14 protein-coding genes and 3 pseudogenes are annotated in these 15741 nt (G+C 68.6%); 9 read left to right on the forward strand and 8 right to left on the reverse strand.

The genetic code is table 11. The annotated features are described in order from the left end of the window. The first annotated feature begins 25 nt into the window (after nucleotides 1–25). Nucleotides 26–2338, forward strand: coding sequence for a RelA/SpoT family protein (locus QR64_RS21240; protein WP_006551397.1), 2313 nt, complete (start codon nucleotides 26–28; stop codon nucleotides 2336–2338). A gap of 91 nt (nucleotides 2339–2429) precedes the next feature. On the opposite strand, the pseudogene QR64_RS21245 reads toward QR64_RS21240, so the two are convergent. Both QR64_RS21245 and QR64_RS21250 read right to left on the reverse strand, forming a co-directional pair. Then, a pseudogene (locus QR64_RS21245) lies at nucleotides 2430–3211 on the reverse strand (peptidylprolyl isomerase). Further along, nucleotides 3211–4086, reverse strand: a complete 876-nt coding sequence (locus QR64_RS21250) for a peptidylprolyl isomerase (RefSeq protein ID WP_006551399.1) — start codon at nucleotides 4084–4086, stop codon at nucleotides 3211–3213. Before QR64_RS21250 ends, QR64_RS21245 begins: the two are co-directional and overlap by 1 nt. A gap of 149 nt (nucleotides 4087–4235) precedes the next feature. On the opposite strand from QR64_RS21250, the gene QR64_RS21255 reads away from it, so the two are divergent. The 4 genes and pseudogenes from QR64_RS21255 to QR64_RS28350 all read left to right on the forward strand — a co-directional run. After that, nucleotides 4236–4919: an MBL fold metallo-hydrolase gene (locus tag QR64_RS21255; RefSeq protein ID WP_183079234.1), complete on the forward strand. Its 684-nt coding sequence runs from the start codon at nucleotides 4236–4238 to the stop codon at nucleotides 4917–4919. Between the two features lie 63 nt (nucleotides 4920–4982). After that, the gene (gene hisS / locus QR64_RS21260) at nucleotides 4983–6257 is read left to right on the forward strand and encodes a histidine--tRNA ligase (RefSeq protein ID WP_039587079.1); all 1275 of its coding nucleotides are present in this window, start codon (nucleotides 4983–4985) and stop codon (nucleotides 6255–6257) included. Continuing rightward, nucleotides 6244–6574: pseudogene (locus tag QR64_RS28345) on the forward strand (hypothetical protein); the annotation flags it as partial. The gene hisS and the pseudogene QR64_RS28345, both read left to right, overlap by 14 nt. A 1-nt stretch (nucleotide 6575) precedes the next feature. After that, a pseudogene (locus QR64_RS28350) lies at nucleotides 6576–6882 on the forward strand (hypothetical protein); the annotation flags it as partial. A gap of 27 nt (nucleotides 6883–6909) precedes the next feature. On the opposite strand, the gene QR64_RS21270 reads toward QR64_RS28350, so the two are convergent. Beyond that, the gene (locus QR64_RS21270) at nucleotides 6910–8127 is read right to left on the reverse strand and encodes a hypothetical protein (protein WP_039587385.1); all 1218 of its coding nucleotides are present in this window, start codon (nucleotides 8125–8127) and stop codon (nucleotides 6910–6912) included. Continuing rightward, entirely contained in the window at nucleotides 8127–8462 is a 336-nt protein-coding gene (locus tag QR64_RS21275) for a type VII secretion target (RefSeq protein ID WP_006551405.1), read from the reverse strand. Before QR64_RS21275 ends, QR64_RS21270 begins: the two co-directional genes overlap by 1 nt. Before the next feature lie 197 nt (nucleotides 8463–8659). Here QR64_RS21275 and QR64_RS21280 point away from each other — a divergent pair, with 197 nt between their 5' ends. After that, the gene (locus tag QR64_RS21280; RefSeq protein ID WP_024100755.1) at nucleotides 8660–9688 is read left to right on the forward strand and encodes an Rv2578c family radical SAM protein; all 1029 of its coding nucleotides are present in this window, start codon (nucleotides 8660–8662) and stop codon (nucleotides 9686–9688) included. A gap of 20 nt (nucleotides 9689–9708) precedes the next feature. Here the strand turns inward: QR64_RS21280 and QR64_RS21285 are convergent, their stop codons facing one another. Continuing rightward, nucleotides 9709–10152: an acyl-CoA thioesterase gene (locus tag QR64_RS21285; protein WP_006551407.1), complete on the reverse strand. Its 444-nt coding sequence runs from the start codon at nucleotides 10150–10152 to the stop codon at nucleotides 9709–9711. Between the two features lie 108 nt (nucleotides 10153–10260). Continuing rightward, nucleotides 10261–10725, reverse strand: a complete 465-nt coding sequence (locus QR64_RS21290) for a MarR family winged helix-turn-helix transcriptional regulator (protein ID WP_006551408.1) — start codon at nucleotides 10723–10725, stop codon at nucleotides 10261–10263. Nucleotides 10726–10818: 93 nt separating this feature from the next. On the opposite strand from QR64_RS21290, the gene QR64_RS21295 reads away from it, so the two are divergent. Next, on the forward strand, nucleotides 10819–11844 hold the full coding sequence (locus QR64_RS21295; protein ID WP_039587085.1) for a pirin family protein: 1026 nt from the start codon (nucleotides 10819–10821) through the stop codon (nucleotides 11842–11844). Next, nucleotides 11841–12620 carry a pirin family protein gene (locus QR64_RS21300; protein WP_039587088.1) on the forward strand — a complete coding sequence of 260 codons (780 nt, stop codon included), beginning with the start codon at nucleotides 11841–11843 and terminating at the stop codon, nucleotides 12618–12620. The genes QR64_RS21295 and QR64_RS21300 overlap by 4 nt, the downstream gene beginning before the upstream one ends. A 28-nt stretch (nucleotides 12621–12648) precedes the next feature. Here the strand turns inward: QR64_RS21300 and QR64_RS21305 are convergent, their stop codons facing one another. Then, nucleotides 12649–13662, reverse strand: a complete 1014-nt coding sequence (locus QR64_RS21305) for a hemolysin family protein (protein ID WP_200886525.1) — start codon at nucleotides 13660–13662, stop codon at nucleotides 12649–12651. Then, the coding region (locus QR64_RS21310) for a hemolysin family protein (protein WP_235367262.1) at nucleotides 13655–14888 on the reverse strand (1234 nt) is incomplete at its 5' end. The genes QR64_RS21305 and QR64_RS21310, both read right to left, overlap by 8 nt. Before the next feature lie 550 nt (nucleotides 14889–15438). Between QR64_RS21310 and QR64_RS28600 the strand changes: the two genes are divergently transcribed. After that, nucleotides 15439–15561 (forward strand): hypothetical protein, encoded by a 123-nt coding sequence (locus QR64_RS28600; RefSeq protein WP_016933989.1) that lies wholly within the window; start codon nucleotides 15439–15441, stop codon nucleotides 15559–15561. Nucleotides 15562–15741 lie beyond the last annotated feature (180 nt).

A 15741-nucleotide genomic window follows, 5' to 3' on the forward strand; every position in this document is an offset into this window, starting at 1 on the left:
CGCAGCCGCGACGGGAGGTTGAGGCATGACCCAGAATCTCGATCGGTCCCACAATTCCGGTCAGAACCCGACCCCCACACCGGCATCGACCTCCGCGTCGAGGCGGGTACGCGCGCGCCTGGCACGACGCATCACCGGTCAGCGGGGCACGAGCCTCAAGCCGGTCCTCGAGCCGCTGGTCACCATCCACCGCGAGCTGTACCCGAAGGCCGACCTCTCGCAGCTGCAGCGGGCCTACGACGTCGCGGAGGAACGGCACGCCAGCCAGAAGCGCAAGTCCGGCGATCCCTACATCACCCACCCGCTGGCGGTCGCCACGATCCTCGCCGAACTCGGCATGGACACCACGACCCTCGTCGCGGCACTGCTCCACGACACCGTCGAGGACACCGGGTATACGCTCGAGCAGCTCACCGCGGAGTTCGGTGAAGAGGTCGCGCATCTCGTCGACGGCGTCACCAAACTCGACAAGGTCGTGCTCGGTTCGGCCGCCGAGGGCGAGACCATCCGCAAGATGATCATCGCGATGGCGCGCGACCCCCGGGTGCTCGTCATCAAGGTCGCCGACCGTCTGCACAACATGCGGACCATGCGCTTCCTGCCTCCCGAGAAGCAGGCCCGCAAGGCACGCGAGACCCTCGAGGTCATCGCCCCGCTGGCCCACCGCCTCGGGATGGCGACGGTCAAGTGGGAGCTCGAGGACCTCGCCTTCGCGATCCTTCATCCGAAGAAGTACGAGGAGATCGTCCGGCTCGTCGCGACCCGCGCACCGTCGCGCGACACCTACCTGGCCACCGTCCGTGACGAGATCGGACGGACACTCTCCGCGTCGCGGATCGACGCGGTCGTCGAGGGCCGGCCCAAGCACTACTGGTCGATCTACCAGAAGATGATCGTCAAGGGCCGCGACTTCGACGACATCCACGACCTGGTCGGCGTGCGCATCCTGTGCAACGAGATCCGCGACTGCTACGCGGCCGTCGGTGTCGTGCACTCGCTGTGGCAGCCCATGGCGGGACGGTTCAAGGACTACATCGCCCAGCCCCGCTACGGCGTCTACCAGTCGCTGCACACCACCGTCATCGGTCCCGAGGGCAAGCCGCTCGAGGTGCAGATCCGCACGCACGAGATGCACCGCACCGCAGAATTCGGCATCGCCGCGCACTGGCGGTACAAGGAGACCAAGGGACGCCACTCGGGTGATGTCGCCGAGCTCGACGACATGGCCTGGATGCGGCAGCTCCTCGACTGGCAGCGGGAAGCGGCCGACCCGGGGGAGTTCCTCGAATCGCTCCGTTACGACCTGGCGGTCAAGGAGATCTTCGTCTTCACGCCCAAGGGCGACGTGATCACGCTGCCTTCCGGCTCGACGCCCGTGGACTTCGCGTACGCCGTGCACACCGAGGTCGGGCACCGCTGCATCGGAGCCCGCGTCAACGGCCGCCTCGTCGCCCTCGAACGCAAGCTCGAGAACGGCGAGGTCGTGGAGGTCTTCACCTCCAAGGACCCCAACGCCGGCCCGAGCCGCGACTGGCAGTCGTTCGTCGTCTCACCCCGCGCCAAGGCGAAGATCCGGCAGTGGTTCGCCAAGGAACGTCGCGAGGAGGCCCTCGAATCCGGCAAGGACGCCATCGCGAAGGAGGTCCGTCGCGTCGGTCTGCCGCTGCAGCGCCTGATGAACGCCGACCTGATGGTCACGGTCGCCAAGGAACTGCGGTACGCCGACGTCTCGGCGCTGTACACCGCGGTCGGTGAGCACCACGTCTCGGCGCACCACGTCGTGCAACGGCTGGTCGCGCTGCTTGGTGGCGTCGGTGGCGTCGAAGAGGAACTGGCCGAGCGGTCCACACCGTCGACCATCCCGACCCGCTCGCGGAACAGCGGCGACTCCGGTGTCCTCGTGCCGGGCGCACCGGGCACGGTCTCGAAGCTCGCCAAGTGCTGCACGCCCGTCCCCGGCGACGAGATCATGGGCTTCGTGACCCGCACCGGAGCGGTGAGCGTGCACCGCACCGACTGCACCAACGCCGGGTCGCTGCGGGAGCAGTCGGAGCGCATCATCGAGGTGCAGTGGGCGCCCTCGCCGTCGTCGGTGTTCCTCGTCGCGATCCAGATCGAAGCTCTCGACCGGCACCGTCTGCTGTCCGACGTGACGAAGGCACTCGCCGACGAGAAGGTCAACATCCTGTCGGCCTCCGTGACGACCACAGGCGATCGGGTCGCGGTGAGCCGGTTCACCTTCGAGATGGGCGACCCGAAACATCTCGGGCACGTGCTCAACGTCGTCCGCAACGTCGAGGGCGTCTACGACGTGTACCGGGTGACCTCGGCAGCCTGACCGAATCCGTCTCGGTCTCGCGCCGGACGACGACGTCCCGCCCCGGAATCTCCGGGACGGGACGTCCGTACGTTCCGTGCGAACGGGGGTGTCAGGACCCGACGGTCACCGACTCGATCTGCACCGCGCGGTTGGGGGCACCGCCGCCGGCCGCCATCGATCCGTCGTCGCCCTCCGCCGCGACCTCCTCGATCACGGCGAGTCCGGCCTCGTCGACCGTCCCGAAGACCGTGTAGGTGGGGGAAGCTGCGAATCCTCGTAGACCAGGAAGAACTGGCTGCCGTTGCTGCCGGGCCGGCCCGTGTTGGCCATCGCGACCGTGCCGCGCGGGTAGATCACCGGCTGGCGCAGCTGGGCGTCGCCGGGTGCGTACACGTTCTCCGGGTACTCGGTGTCGAAGCCGTAACCCGGCCCGCCCGTGCCGGTGCCCGTCGGGTCGCCGCACTGCAGCACCTGCAGACCCGGTGAGGTCACCAGCCGGTGGCAGGGCGTGTCGTCGAAGTAGCCCTGCTCCGCGAGGGACACGAAGCTGTTGACCGTGCACGGTGCCGCGGCACGGTCGAGTTCGACGCCGATCACGCCGACGCTGGTGGTGATCTGCGCGGCAGCAGCGCCGGTGGCGGAGACGTCGTCCGAGGCGGGGGCGGTCACGTCGCGTGCGGCGTCACCCGAGGCGTCGTAGGTGCACGAGACGGAGTCGGTGCCGCTGGGTCGCTCCGGTAGTTCGCCCGTGTAGGCGGGGGACTGCCGGTCGGCGGCGGACGCCGGTGCCGACGAGCTCGCGGCGGTATCGGTGGACGAATCGTCGGAGCACCCCGTGAGCAGGAGTGCCAGCCCGGCGCCGGCGGCGAGGGCGGTGCGCAATCGGATCATCAGTCCATCCTGACCGACGTGAGGGTGGTCTCCAGCGCGGGGGCACCGTCGGCGGCTCCGCCTGCGACGCCGGCCGCGGCGATCTTGTCGAGGGTCGCGAGACCCGTCTCGTCGATCGTGCCGAAGACGGTGTACTGCGGCGGCAGCACCGAATCGCCGTACACCAGGAAGAACTGGCTGCCATTGGTGTCCGGGCCGGCGTTGGCCATCGCGAGGGTGCCACGCGGATAGGTCATCGGTTCCTGCGCGGCGGGATCGTCGGCGGCGAACTGATCGGTGGGGAACTCGTTGGCGAACTGGTATCCCGGACCGCCCGACCCGCTACCCGACGGGTCGCCGCACTGCAGGACCTGCAGGGACGGCGAGGTGGTCAGCCGGTGGCAGGGCGTGTCGTCGAAGTAGTTCTGCGAGGCCAGCGACAGGAAGCTGTTGACGGTGCACGGCGAATCGTCGTTGTGCAGGATCAGGCCGATGTTCCCCTGGCTCGTCTCCATGCTGACGCTGATGTCCGTGTTGCCCTCACCGGTGGTGCGGATGCCCTCGGTGCGCGGCGGCTCTGCCGGCTTCGACGGTTCGCGGCCGTCCGCGGTGTAGGAGCAGCTCACCGTCTCGGGCAACGGCTCGGACCGGCCGTCGGGGAGCGCGGCGTACTCCATTTCCGAACCTGAGGTGTCGTTCGACGCCGCCTCGGTGGCCGTGTCGTCGCCCCGGTCGACCGCCCACAGAGCAACACCGGCGCCGACGACCACGATCACTCCGAGCGCGGACAGCGCGATCGTCATGCGGCGCCGCTTGCGCTCGCGTTCGGCTCGACGCTCGAGCTGCCGTTCGAGTTTGCGTTTCGCGGCCTGGCGCCGTTGTGCGTTGCTCGGCACTGCAGTAGTCCTCCCGTGAACGATCGATGTGGTCCAACCGACTTCGAAGCAGACCCGAGTCTGCCACCCGGGACCGGCAACCCGCGGGCAGGGCGCAACGCATAGTCTGTAGGAGACCTCGAAGGCTTCCACCCGTAGGAGCGATGCTCGTGCTCGTGACCGGATTCCCTGCCGGGATGTTCCAGACCAACTGCTACATCCTCGCGCAGGACAACGCGAAGGAGTGCGTCATCGTCGATCCCGGCCAGGACGCCGCCGAGCCGCTCGTGGAGTTCCTCACCGGATCCGATCTCACGCCCCGGGCGGTGCTGCTCACGCACGGTCACCTCGACCACATGTGGTCGGCGCAGCCGGTGGCCGACCGGTACGGGATCCCCGTCTACATCCACCCCGACGACCGGATGATGCTCACCGATCCGCTGCAGGGCATGGGGTCGAGCCTCGCCCCCTTCCTCGACGGCGTCGAGTTCGTCGAACCGCAGCAGGTCGTGGAGTTCGGCGACGGAGACGAGATCGAACACGCCGGAATCGAGTTCGTCGTCGACCACACGCCCGGACACACCCGCGGCTCGGTCGTCCTGCGCACGCGCACCACCACCCCGGACGGGGCCGCCCTGAACGTCGCGCTCACCGGCGACACCCTGTTCCAGGGGTCGATCGGCCGCACCGACCTGCCCGGCGGCGACCACGCGCAACTGCTCGACTCGATCGCGCGCAAGCTGCTCGTGCTCGACGACGGCACCAACATCCTCCCCGGACACGGCGGAGCGAGCACGATCGGGCAGGAGCGGGAGTCGAATCCCTTCCTCACCGGCCTGGCAGAATCCCGCTGACGGCACGAACACCGCGATCCGTCCGGTGACCAACCGAGAGAATCCCGAGAGAAGGCAGTACCAGTGAGCAAGGCCTCCACGTTTTCGGCGCCGAAGGGTGTGCCCGATTACGTTCCCCCGCAGTCGGCGGAGTTCGTGGCGGTACGGGACGGTCTGACCCGTGCCGCACGCCTGGCGGGGTACGGGCACGTCGAGCTGCCCATCTTCGAGGACACCGGCCTGTTCGCTCGCGGCGTCGGCGAGTCCACCGACGTCGTCACGAAGGAGATGTACACCTTCGCCGATCGCGGTGAGCGCTCGGTCACGCTGCGTCCCGAGGGCACCGCGGGCGTGATGCGCGCGGTGATCGAGCACGGTCTCGACCGCGGTCAGCTCCCCGTGAAGTTGTCCTATTCCGGGCCGTTCTTCCGCTACGAGCGCCCCCAGGCGGGCCGCTACCGTCAGCTCCAGCAGGTCGGCGTCGAGGCGATCGGCATCGACGATCCCGCGCTCGACGCCGAGGTCATCGCGGTTGCCGACGCAGGATTCCGGTCGCTCGGACTCGACGGATTCCGCCTCGAGATCACGTCCCTCGGCGACGAGACCTGCCGTCCGCAGTACCGGGAGAAGCTGCAGCAGTTCCTGTTCGCGCTCCCGCTCGACGAGGAGACGCGCCGCCGCGCCGAGATCAACCCGCTGCGCGTGCTCGACGACAAGCGCCCCGAGGTCCGCGAGATGACCGCCGACGCGCCGCTGATGCTCGACCATCTCTCGGACACCGCTCGCGCACACTTCGACGAGGTACTCGCCCACCTCGACGCGATCGGCGTCCCGTACGTCGTCAATCCGCGCATGGTGCGCGGCCTCGACTACTACACGAAGACCACCTTCGAGTTCGTCCACGACGGGCTCGGCGCCCAGTCCGGCATCGGTGGTGGTGGCCGCTACGACGGGCTCATGGAACAGCTCGGCGGCCAGCCGCTCTCGGGCATCGGTTTCGGGATCGGCGTCGACCGCACGGTTCTCGCGCTCGCCGCCGAGGGCAAGACCGCCGGCAGCCCCGCGCGGTGCGAGGTGTACGGGGTGCCGATGGGCGACGCCGCCAAGGTCGCCCTCGTGCCCGTCGCGCACAAACTGCGCGCCGCGGGTGTCCGCGTCGACCTCGCATACGGTGGGCGCGGCCTCAAGGGCGCCATGAAGGCGGCCGACAAGTCCGGTGCCGTCGTCGCGCTCGTGCTCGGTGACCGCGAACTCGAGGCAGGTGAGATCGTCGTCAAGGATCTGCGCAACGGCGAGCAGCACAGCGTTGCACTCACGGACGTCGTCGCCCGTGTGGGTGAGGTCGTTGCCGGCGCATGACGACCGGGACGGTGCCGCCGTCCCGCTCGATCTGATCCCGTCCCGGCTGCTCCGGCCACGCGCCCGCAGGATCGCGCTGCTCGCGCTCGCCGTCGGCGTCGTCCTCGGCGTTCTGGTCTGGATCGTCGCGCCCGGATGGGTCGCGCTGCTCGTCGGGGCCGTCTTCGCGGTGCCGCCGGCCGTCGGTGCGTTCCTGGCCACGCGTCGGCACCTGCTGCTGCGCGGCACCGTCGTCACGCTGTCGGGGGCGTTCCGGTCGCGCAGTGTCGATCTCGCGCGACTCGCCGGTGTCGAACTGATCGTCCGGGTGGGCGGGGNGGCCGTCGTGCGCGTCAACGACGGTGAGCACAATCTCGTGTCGGTCCCGCTCGCCCTGTACGCCAACGGCGGCGGTCGCGAACTCGACGTGCTGGCCCTGCGAAAGCTCGCGGATGCGCTCGCCACCAGCGAGATCGCTCCGGCGGCGGCGATCTCGTCGGTGCTCGTCGAACAGTTGCGGGCCGAGGCCCGCGACGCCGCGCTCGGCGAACGCCCGCTCTACCGGGCGATCGAACTCGCGCGCGGCGCCGGCCGGGTGCCGCAGACGACGCTGACCGACCACGAGGTCGCCTCCCTCGTCGACTGACAGGCTCGTCCGATCGACGAGTAATGCTCAGCGGTCGTCGTGCGAACCGATCACGGCGGGAACGACCAACGGCAGTTCGCCGACGACCTCGGTGCCCTCCGCGGCGGCACTCAGCAGACGGGTGGGGGAGCGGTGCTCCTCGTCGTCGGACCCGCGAGCGGACGTCGCGGGGACCATCCCACCGGTCGAGGGTGCCCTTCCCATCGCGCTCGCGCCGGTCGTGGCCTGCGCACTCCCGCCCGAGCCCGGGGCGGTCGGAATCGGAGCGGCGGCAGGCACACCCGCAGTTCCGAACGCGGCCCCCGCGGTGCCGTGACCGGTGACCACTCCGGCCGACACCGTTCCGGCCGATCCCGCGACCGCCGCACCGACGGTCGGAACCGCCGCGTGTGCGGTGGGCGCGGTCGCCGCGTAGGCGGTGGGAGTGGTCGCGGCGTGCGCGGCGGCCGTGAACGGCGCTGCGACACTCGACGCGACATCGGTTGCGGCCGTGGCGACCGTGCGCATCTCCTGCACCCCGGCCACGGCTACCGGCGCGGGCACGGGAATCGGCGTGGTCAGCGCCGTCATCGCGGCGGTGTGGACCGTCAGCTCGCCCCGGGTACGCGCAACGACGGCCAGGGCAGCCTGGAGATGCTGCGCGGCGGACGCCAACAGGGCGGCCTGGCCCGGCGGCGTCGCGAGAGCCGGTGCGGCCGCCATCGCCGTGGTCACGAACGACTGTGCGATGCCGGTCAATTCGATGTTGCCGCGTTCGACGGTCGCCGTGGCGGCGCGGGTGACGTCGCCGATCCGGTCGCCGCGGTCGGCCAGTTCGAGGGCCGACTGCTGCGCGCGCACACCGTGACCTGCGGCCTCGTCGGCCGTTGCTCCCTCCCACGACTCCGGAAGTGCGTGCAGCGCACTGCGTCCGAGCATCGTGGCGGTCTCGAGCAGACGCGACCCCTGCTGCAGGATCGCCGACGGATCGAGCGAGTCGAGGATACCGGTGCCGAACATCGAGCAGAGTTCGGTGAGCGGCCGCACGATCGTCTCGAGATCGGGCAGCACCGGTACCGGAATCGATTCGAGCAGCTCGACGATCGAATTCGCCTCGAGGACGGGCAGACCCGGCTCGGGAAGAACGGGTTCCGGAAGTACCGGCAGCGGTGCGTCGAGGACCGGTCCGATCGGCGACGCGCGGAGAGCGTCGAGAACGGTCGGTGACGCTGCGGGTGTTGCGGTGTCGATGACCGATCCCTGCATCACAGTCCTCCCGCAGCGTCGGCCAGCGCCGAAGCCGTTCCGGTGTCGGTCGTTTCGTAACCGGTGGCCGCCTCGTGTGCTGCGATGCCGTTGGACGCGTAGGCCCACGACAGTTGCGCGACGGCACTGGTGTGCTCGGATTGGGCCGCGGCGAACACCGCGAGGAACTCTCCGCCGATGAGTCCCAGAGCCGGACTCAACGCGGAGATGTTGGCCTGCAGATCGAACGTCCCCGCCTGCGCTACCTGCTCGGCCGCACGAAGATTCGTGGCCCCGAACGCTCGAATACCATCGGGCACCACCCGGATTCCGGCACCGGGAAACAGACCGCTCATCGAACCCCCCATCGAAGATCAGTGTGGCGAGCACTGTAACTCGAGCGCACCGGGCGAGCCACCGGACCCTCGGCCGCCTGTGGATGAACGGATGGGGATGCCGATGTATTCGTTGCACCGCGAGTGCGCTCCGTCCGATCGACCACGATGCCGAACGATCTGTTGACAGCGAATAGCACACATGTTCGACTCGGGGTATGAGGTGGGCGGGTCAGACTGTGGATGCGGACGACGGAGCTCTGCCGGGCCTCGAACGGGCCGGTCTCGTCCGTAGTGTCCGCACGCCGGAGTTCGAGGGAGTCACCTTCCATGAGGTGCTGTGCAAGAGCGCGCTGAACAGGACGCCGGAGGCCTCCCGGTTGCCGTTCCGGTACACCGTCAACACGTTCCGGGGCTGCACCCATGCCTGCCGGTACTGCTTCGCCCGGCCCACGCACGAGTACCTCGATCTCGACGGCGGGCACGACTTCGACTCGCAACTGGTCGTCAAGACCAACGTCGCCGCCGTCCTGCGCCGCGAACTCGCGCGACGATCCTGGACCCGGGAACACGTGGCGCTCGGTACCAACACCGATCCCTACCAACGGGCAGAGGGGCGCTACCGGCTGATGCCCGGAGTCATCCGGGCGTTCGCCGAATCCGGCACCCCCTTCTCCATTCTCACGAAGGGCACGCTGCTGCGCCGCGATCTTCCGCTCCTGTCGCTGGCGGCCGGTCAGGTCGATGTGTCGGTCGCGGTGTCGCTCCCGATCGGCGATCCCGAACTGGCCGCGCACATCGAACCGGGCACGCCGTCACCGAAGGCCCGTCTCGATCTCGTGAAGGCGGTCGTCGACGCCGGATTGTCGTGCCACGTCATGGTCGCTCCGGTGCTGCCCTTCCTCACCGACTCGCGACAGCACCTCGACACGCTGTTCGGCTCCCTCGCCGCCGCCGGCGCGTCGGGGGTCACCGTAATACCGCTGCACCTGCGCGGCTCGACCCGCGGGTGGTTCCTGTCGTGGCTCGCGCAGGAGCATCCTGCCCTCATGAGACGATATCGCCGCCTCTACGGACGGGGCGCGTACGTTGCTCCGGAGTACTCGCAGTGGTTGGACGAGCGGGTCGCGCCCCTGCTCGAACGTCACCGCCTCGGGGTCCGGGCGTCCGCTCGGCGTGAGGAGAGGGGTGCGCTGCGCGCCGACGAACGCGTCCCCGAACCCGAGGCGGCGCTCACCCTGTTCTGAGGCGGTTCGTGGGCGGCGCGTCAGTCGTCGTATGCGAGCCGGACCTTCTCGAACGCCACGCGCGATGCTTCGGAGATCGGTTGCGAGCCGCCTTCGGCGGCGGTGCCGACGTCCACCGAGTCGGCGAGCGCGACGCACCGGCCGTGCTGGAACAGGGCCGAGCCGATCACCACCGACGATGTCCCGATGCGGTGGACACCGGTGGCGATGACGATGTCGTGCGGATAGAACACCTCGGCCAGGAAGTTGATCTCGATCTTCGCGAGTACCGCACGCTCGAAGGGGTAGGTATCGCCCAAGGTCGACGACACGGCTTCCATGACGAGGACGCGGGCCTGCTCGAAGTAGCGGGCGATCGAGACGTTGTTGATGTGTCCGAGCGCGTCGGTGTCGCCGAACAGGGGCGTGATCGTGCGCTGCAACGGATACAGGTCGAGCGAGGTGCGTCGCGGGTCGTGCCGCATGGGAGGTACCGCCTTCGGAGGTCGTGGCTGTGACCCGGTCAACATATCCGTGATCCGATCGACGTCCCGCTCCGGAGGTGCGGGCGGAGTTCGCTTCGGGGCGGAGGCCTACCGTCTGCCGTCGATCATGCGATCGCGCATGCGGGCGAAGACCTCGGTCATGGGGGCGATGTCGGCGGGGGAGAGCAGGTCGAACATGTTCTCGCGGACCGCCCCGACGTGGCCGGGACCCGCCTCGGCGAGTCTCGCGTAGCCGACGTCCGTGAGTTCGGCCCACGCGCCGCGTCGGTCGGATTCGCACTCCACGCGCCGCACCCACCCCGCGTTCTCCATGCGGGAGACGGCGCGGGTGATGCCGCTGCGGGTCGTGGTGCTCGCGTCCGCGAGGTCGCGCATGCGCATCCGGCGGTCGGGTGCCTCGGACAGCAGGACCAGGATCTCGAAGTCGGTGAAGGAGATGTCGGAGTCCCGCAGTAGTTGCTTGTCGAGATTCTGGAACAGCAGGCGCGTCGCATCCAGATAGGCGCGCCACAGGCGCTGTTCGTCGTCGCTGAGCCACTTCGCGTCTCCCATGATCCCCAGTGTACCCGTGTTAGTTGACTGCGCAATCAAATGTCACACAATGGATAGGGTCGACCGACGGACCACCGAGAGGAGTCGAGCGGCATGAGCAACACCGACACCCGTCCCGAGGAGATCCGCTGCCGGACGGAGGACCTCCCCATCCGCGACCCGCTCCGCCCCCGCGTGGAGATCATCACCTCGCGTGAGGTCCCGCTCGGTGGCCCCCGGGCCATGCCCGTGCGCCGTACGCTTCCGCAACGGCAGCGTTCGCTGATCGGCGCGTGGTGCTTCGTCGACCATTACGGCCCCGACGACGTCTCCCGCACCGGCGGCATGGACGTCGCACCGCACCCCCACACCGGTCTGCAGACGGTGTCGTGGCTGTTCACCGGCGAGATCGAACACCGCGACAGTCACGGCGTGCACGCGATGGTCCGGCCGGGGGAGTTGAACCTCATGACCGGAGGCCACGGAATCTGTCACTCCGAGGTCTCCACCTCCGCGGCCACGACACTGCACGGCGTGCAGTTGTGGGTGGCCCTGCCCGACGCACATCGCGATGCGCCCCGCGACTTCCAGCACCACGTGCCGCCGGTCGTTCGGGTGCCCGGTGCAGAGGTCAAGGTCTTCCTCGGTTCGCTCGCCGGCGAGGAGTCGCCCGTGACGACGTACACCCCGCTGCTCGGCGCAGAGATCGTCCTGGACCCCGCGGCGAGCATCACCCTCGACGTCGACCCGTCGTTCGAGCACGGGGTGCTCGTCGACACCGGTACGGTCGCGCTGTTCGGCACCGTGCTCACGCGAGCCGCCCTGGGCTACACCGGAACCGGCGTGCCGGCCCTCGAACTGACCAACACCACCGACGAACCCGCACGTATCGTCCTCCTCGGCGGAACACCCCTCGGCGAGGAGATCGTGATGTGGTGGAACTTCGTCGGCCGCGACCACGACGAGATCGTCGCCTACCGGGACGCCTGGGAACGCGGGTGCGATCGGTTCGGCCGCGTCTCCGGCTACACCGGGAGGGTCGAGCGTCTCCCGGCGCCGCCCCTGCCCCAGGCGCGTATCCGCCCCCGCCGCAATCCGCCCACCGCAGATCCGAACTGCCCGACACAGGACCCCGCATGAGCACCGCACCGATTCTCGACGTCCGCCGCGCGGACGACCGCCTCCACACGAAGATCGACTGGCTCGATTCGAGGCACTCCTTCTCGTTCGGCCACCACTACGATCCCGACAACACGCATTTCGGGATGCTGATGGTCAACAACGACGACATCGTCCGTCCGGGAAGCGGTTTCGACACTCACCCGCACCGCGACATGGAGATCGTCACCTGGGTGCTCCGCGGATCGCTCGTGCATCAGGACTCGACGGGGCATTCCGGGGTGATCTACCCGGGTCTCGCGCAGCGCATGAGCGCGGGCTCGGGGATCCTCCACTCCGAGAAGAACGACTCGTGGCGTCATCCCGGTGCCACTGCGTCGTATGCCGCCGAGCACGACGAACCGGTGCGGTTCGTGCAGATGTGGGTGCTGCCGGACGAAGCCGGGATCGAGCCGGGCTACGAACAACTCGAGATCGACGACGAACTGCTCTCCGGCGGACTCGTGCCGGTCGCATCCGGAATGGACGCCTACGCCGACTATTCCGCCATCCGCATCCGCAACAGATATGCCGCCATGCACGTCGCGCGGATGCGTCCGGATCGCCCCGTGACGCTGCCGGACGCACCCTTCGTGCACCTCTTCGTCGCCCGGGGCGAAGCCGCACTCGAGGGAGCCGGACCTCTCGCTCAAGGAGACGCAGCGCGGATCGCCGGAGGTGGCGGCCGACAGCTCACCACAGCCACCGGCGCCGAGATCATCGTCTGGGAGATGCACGCCGCACTCGGACACTCCTGAACGGTCCCGGCCGGGGCAGGAAACGACGTCAGCTCGTGGCGCCGCTCATCGGCAGCAGCCGGGCCAGGACGTCCGAGAGGGTGATCAATCCGACGATCCGTCCGTTCTCGGTGACGGTGACCAGATGGTTCCTGGTCTCCCGCATCGTCGTCAGCGCCTCGTAGACCGGCGTCGCGGCGTCGATCGTCAGCGCGGGGCGCATCAGTTCGGTCGCCGTGGTTCCGGGTGCGGCCTGGAGACTGTCGCGCACGTGCACGACACCGTCCACGTGGCCGTTGTCGCGCACGAGCAACCGGAGGTGCCCGGTGCGATGGGCCGTCTCACGGATCTCGACGGCCGTCGAGGTCGGCTTCACGCTGCTCGGCTCGGCCTGCGGCGTGACGATCTCGCCGAGCGTGAGCGTCTCGAGCTCCAGCGCGCTGCTCAGGTGCCCGTGATAGCGCTCGTCGAGCGTGCCGACGGTGGCCGAGTGCTCGACCAGGTGCCGCAGCGCATCGGGATCCTGACCTTCGGCGACCTGATCCACCGGGTCCACACCGACCTTTCGCAGACACCAGTTCGCCATATGATTCAACCGGACGATCAACGGCCGGGTCACCCACATGAACGCGCGCATCGGCAGCGCCAGCATCGTGGCGGACTTCTCCGGGTGGGCGATCGCCCACGACTTCGGTGCCATCTCGCCGACGACGAGGTGCAGGAACGTCACGATGATCAGCGCAAGGACGAAGCCGGCCACGTCCGCGAGCCACAGCGGCGCGCCCCAGTTCTCGAACAACGGCGTGGGCCAGTGGTGCACTGCGGGTTTCGTCGTCGCACCGAGTGCGAGCGTGCACACCGTGATACCGAGCTGGGATCCCGCGAGGAGCACCGACAGTTCGGACGCGCTGCGCAGGGCGGCCCGCGCCGAGCGGCTCGACGTCGCTGCGTCCTCGAGTCGGTGTCGTCGCGCCGCGATGAGCGCGAACTCGACCGCGACGAAGAACGCGCTGGCGGCGATCAGGCCGATCGTCACCACCGCGACGACCACAGGATTACTCATTGCCGGTCACCTCGTCCGTCAGAACGGTCACGCGCACGGACGACGGCACGTGCTTGTCGATGTCGCGTACCTCGGCCACCAGGGTCCTGTGGATCGGGCCGTCCCCGTTCAGCAGTTCGGCGGGATCCGGATCCAGTGTGATCCGGACGGTGTCACCCACCTCGGGGAGGCCACCGAACTCGGTGATGACCAAGCCGGCGAGCGTCTCGTAGTCGCCCTCGGGCAGTTCGTGGTCGAGGGTGCGGGCCACCTCGTCGATGTGTGCGTCGCCGCGGACGATCCAGCCGTCGCCCTCGGGGCGGATGACCTCGGCGGCCATCGCAGAATCGTGCTCGTCGGCGATCTCGCCGACCAGTTCCTCCGCGATGTCCTCGAGGGTGACGACGCCGGCGAACCCGCCGTACTCGTCGATCACCAGTGCCATCTCGTCCTCGGCCCGGGCCAGTTCGGTGAGAACCTCCGGCAGTGCCAGCGTGGCCGGCACGATCACGGGGGGGCGGCAGACCCCCGCGGCCGTGCCCGTCGGGGTGTCGAGGCCGAGGAGGTCGTGCAGGTGCACGACACCGCGCAGATCGTCGGACGAGGTGCCCACCACGGGGTATCGGGTGTGCCCCTCGCTCATCTTGTCGAGGATGGTGGCGACCGGCTCGTCCAGTTCGACGACGTCGACCCGCGACCGCGGGATCATCGCGTGTTCGGCGGTCCGGGTCGGGAACTCGAGGATCCGGTCGAGGAGGGTGGACAATTCCGGCGGAAGTTCGCCGGTCTCGCGCGACGCGGCCACGATGTGTTCGAGGTCGCGTGGTGTCGCGGAGTGCTCGACGTCGTGTACCGGCTCGATGCGCAATGCGCGTAGCAGGAGATTCGACGACGCGTCGAAGAGTTTGATCAGCCATCCGAAGACGGCGAGATAGGCGCTCGTCGACAGGGCGAGGCGGCGTGCGACCGGTTCGGGACGGGCAATGGCGAGGTTCTTCGGTACCAGTTCACCGAAGACCATCTGGACCACCGTCGAGAAGAGCACGGCCAGCACGGTGCCGACGGCGACACCCACCGCGGTGGGGATACCCACCCCGCCGAGCAGTTCGCCGAGACCGCTACCGATCAGCGGTTCCGCGACGTAGCCGACGAGCAGGCCGGTGACGGTGATGCCGAGCTGAGCGCCCGAAAGCATGAAGGAGGTGCGGCGGGTGACCGCCAGTGCGCGGGCCGCAGCCGAGTCACCGNGCGGGCCTTCAGGCGGGAGCGGTCGACGGCCATGTACGCGAATTCCTGCGCGACGAAGTAGCCGGTCAGTGCGGTGATGGCGAGAACGACAAGAATGCCGGCCGCGATTCCGAGGGCGGTCAGCACTTCGGGGACCGGGCTCGGGTGACGAGCAGAGCGTCATATCTGGGCGGGACGGGTCTTCGAGGTTTTCGCTTGGGGCGTTTCATGACTCCCTCGGGGTCGGGCGGGCAGGTGTACTCACAGGATAGGACGAACGGGCACCGGCGGAAGTTCCCCCCGCGGGGTGGAGATATGGTCACAAGGCGATCTTGTAATATGGGAGTCTTCCCCGAATAGGCCGTATTGTCCGGCCTGGAAACTCCCCGAATAATACGACATATCGGGCCGATTTTCACCGAACTTTCCATATTTCCCCTGCTAGGGCCGATTTGTGTTCCGGATTACAATTCTTCGCGCTGCGCAGCTGTCGAATGCAGGTAACAATTGGATCGCGTGTCGACGCGAGTCGTCACAACTTCGATGTCGTTCCATTGATGGGAGAAGCCCGTGCCTGCACTCGAGTTCCTTGTCGACCTCTTCGGTAACCTGTCCGACCTGTTCGACGTGCTGAACTTCTTCACCGGTTCTGCTGATGCGGCCGGCGATGCGTTCGGCAGCAGCCAGGCCTGAGCCTCGCAGACTCGAAGGCCCGCGGGTTGATCCCGCGGGCCTTCGTCGTGTCCGGACACGGTCGTGTCCGTCCGGCCAGAGGGTGGAGTGCCGTACCCGCCCTCGGCCGCCGTTCTCGACCTCCATCCTCGAACACGGAAACCGACGTTTGGGTTCGTTCGGTCACGGCTAACCGGGGAA

The organism is Rhodococcus sp. Chr-9, assembly GCF_000801125.1.
Lineage (GTDB): Bacteria > Actinomycetota > Actinomycetes > Mycobacteriales > Mycobacteriaceae > Rhodococcus > Rhodococcus pyridinivorans.